This is a genomic window from Vibrio sp. V43_P6S15P86, from assembly GCF_009904725.1.
Lineage (GTDB): Bacteria > Pseudomonadota > Gammaproteobacteria > Enterobacterales > Vibrionaceae > Vibrio > Vibrio diabolicus.
The window spans coordinates 1-2720 of record NZ_WXWT01000465.1 but is presented as its reverse complement, the minus strand read 5'-3'; the positions used below and the strand labels follow the sequence as shown (position 1 = coordinate 2720).

At 47.1% G+C, this 2720-nt stretch carries 2 protein-coding genes; both read right to left on the bottom strand.

All coding sequences use genetic code 11. The features are described from left to right. Positions 1-311: 311 nt before the first annotated feature. Complete coding sequence (locus CAG69_RS20945) at positions 312-1652, bottom strand: MATE family efflux transporter (protein WP_161446046.1); 1341 nt, start codon at positions 1650-1652, stop codon at positions 312-314. A gap of 196 nt (positions 1653-1848) precedes the next feature. Then, a partial coding sequence (locus CAG69_RS20940) for a glycoside hydrolase family 3 N-terminal domain-containing protein (RefSeq protein ID WP_272925893.1) occupies positions 1849-2720 on the bottom strand: 872 nt, incomplete at its 5' end.

Below are 2720 nucleotides of genomic sequence, written 5' to 3'. Positions count from 1 at the left end.
ATTACAATTTTTCTAAACAGCTACCTCAGACTTTCCAACATAAACTTGTGTGTGATTAAAGGCTGTTTTCAACTATTACATAACCGCCAATCATAGGAGCTTGTTTTTATGAGGAGCGCAGCTTTAGCAGTCATTTTTGTCATCGTTGGTTACTTTTCATCGGCGTACGCTGTCGACTCTCCAATTCCAAAAGATAATCCGTAATACGGTCAGTGGTTCACCGTCACCGGAATTGACGGTGAACCTGTTGAAGGTCAGCTTCCGAAAGGTATCATGCCGAGTGTTGGTAATTTCGAGTACACGGTGAAATATCAAGCAGCTTTAAACTTAGTCCAAGCTTTTGAACGCCAGCGCCTTGCCATGATGATGCCACGCACCCATTCATCCAGAGCGATAGCCATCCAAGCCCCGAACACGCCGTAACCCATGTGAATACCAAAGATGTAGGAGAAAAACACGCCTAATCCCCACATACTCAAAATCCCCATTTGCACCGGGAACTTAATATCGCCTGCACCTTTCAGGGCCGAGATAAAGATCAGGTTAAACACACGCCCCGCTTCAAGCACAATTGAGCCCATCACCAATACACCCGCCAACGCCAAAATTTCCGGTTGATCGGTAAATACGTGCAGTATCTCTTCTCTAAACAGGTAAATCAGTGTGGTTGCCGCCGTTGACGCCACAAATCCCACCAAGAAGTAGACTTGTACGCGTTTTAAAATGCTGCTCACCCACCCTTTACCGATGTAATAACCGGTCTGGATTTGCGCTGCCTGACCAATCGCTAAAGCAAACGCGAACGAGAAACGGGCAATGTTTTGCGCATAAGTAAACGCCGCCAGCGACGATGTACCCATTTGCACCACAAAGTACACAATACAGATCTGCGCCATGTTGTAAGACAGCACTTCGCCCGCGTTCATGCCGCCGATTTTCAGGATCTTCTTATAAACGTCTTTTGGCACTTGCTTAAGCTTGGACATTGGTAGTTCAATGCTGCTGCGCTGCAAAATTACGCCCAATAGCAACATACCAATCACTTGGCTGATCACAGTCGCCATCGCCACACCTTGCACGCCATACACAGGCAAGCCAAACGGTTGGTAAAGCGCAATATAGTTACCGATGATATTAAACACACCGGAGATCAGGTTCACCACCATTGGAGAGCGCGAGTAACCATGGCTACGCAGAATCGTGGTAAAGACAATGCCTATCGTGACGTTGAACGTCATCGCACCGCTGATCAGCAAGTATTCCCGTGCGTACTGCTCAACCTGCGCTTCTAACCCGTAATACGGTAAGATAAACACCGCACCAATCACAGCAACTACACTCAAGAACGCACCGACAATCACGGACAACGCAACACTGGCAACACCCACATCAACCGAGTCTTGCTCACGCCCCGCGCCGTTGTACTGAGCAATCAGAATCCCCGTTCCGCTGCTGACAAAAGTAGATACAATGATCAGGAAAAACGTTAATTGCGTGATCACCCCTACCGCAGACACCGCTTTGTCCGAGTAGCCACTTAGCATGAACACATCACTGGTTCCTAAAGCCGTCCGTAGCAAAATTTCGACAAGTATCGGCCAAGCCAATGCCACGATGGACATACGCTGGTTGATATTCTGGCTTTTAGGCATGTGTTTGACCTTTCCTAAAACTAAAAACTGCCCCACAGAGAACTGTGAAGCAGTTTGAGTTATCGACTAATTTTGTGCGCGGATTGTATAACTTTTAAACGCAAAGTCACGTTACTTTTAGGGGTATTTACAAGAAACATTCCCCACCATTTACCCAGCAACAACAAAACCATAAGCTTACGTTATCATTTATTGTTTACTGCTTGATTATTTTGATTTTTTCCAGCTCTAAACCCGGCTTAACAAAGTCGATATCTAGGGTGTAGAACCCTGGATTCAACTTCACCTTCAAACCTTCTACAGTAATCAGTTCACCATCCGTGCCATGCATTGGTAACGTCATACTAAAGTCTCCATTGAGGAATAGACTGCAAGAAGATTGCGCCAGAGAGTCACGCTCGTACTTCATCATGCCGTTGAACTGGTATACACCTTCCTCGTCCACCTTAAGCACAACCGAAGCGTTCACTTTCGTATTCAAGGTAATTTCCTGTTCAACGGAATGCGTTTCTTCACTTGGTTGCTCAGTTTGTGCAATAAAGGTTTTGATTGGCTCGTAAGCTTTCAGCGGTCGTTCCATGACTGGAGCGGCCATTATGAAGCGACAGATATTCATCGCAGAGCGCTGCAACTCACCAATGGTCAGCGTGCCGTTTTCTAGCGCTTGTAGCGTGTCATCGCCCATCGAGTTGCTCTCTGCACCATCATTCTCGACCACCATGTAAAGATCGTTTTGTGCACGCACCATAAATGAAGTAAAGGTTTTACTCTCTTCACCCGCTTCGATTGGGTCATTCATCTTCGCCCACCAATCCGTCATCACAATGCCGGTGTAGCCCCACTCATTACGTAGAATAGTGGTGTTTAAGTCGTAGTTGGATGCCGCCCAATGCCCATTCACTGGGTTGTAAGACGTCATGATGGTGGTCGCATTACCTTGCTTCACTGCCATCTCAAACGGCTTGATATGGATTTCACGCAGTGCACGCTCAGACATGATGCTGTCCACATCCACACGAGCGGTTTCCTGATCGTTCGCCGCATAGTGTTTGATGGTGCCCGATACGC